Annotated in this window: 1 protein-coding gene; it reads right to left on the bottom strand. The window is 67.8% G+C overall.

Annotation, left to right across the window (positions count from 1 at the left end; all coding sequences use genetic code 11):
* Positions 1-46: 46 nt before the first annotated feature.
* Positions 47-230 (bottom strand): cell division protein ZapD (zapD, locus tag CVH10_RS25030; protein WP_146143442.1); only part of this gene is annotated, 184 nt, incomplete at its 5' end.

Here is a 230-nt window from a genome sequence, read left to right as displayed (position 1 = left end):
GCGCGCCGTGCCCACGGGCCGCGACGCCGGTTCATTCATGTGCGCGTCAGGCGCACAGAGTCAATTCGAAAGGGGTGTCCTCGAGGCTCGCGTGCAGGCGGTCGTCCGCTTCGTGCCGCATCATCCGGACCGACACCATCAACCGGTTGCCGCTGATCTCGGGAATCCGGCCGAGCCGGGGGTCGATGCGCAACCGCAGCAACTGGAAGCTGCGCCCCTGCGGCAGATTC

It is taken from the genome of Halomonas sp. ND22Bw (assembly GCF_003011945.1).
In the GTDB taxonomy this organism is placed as follows: domain Bacteria; phylum Pseudomonadota; class Gammaproteobacteria; order Pseudomonadales; family Halomonadaceae; genus Halomonas; species Halomonas halophila.
Note: the sequence above shows the minus strand (reverse complement) of the source record. Positions and strands in the feature narration are given on the sequence as shown.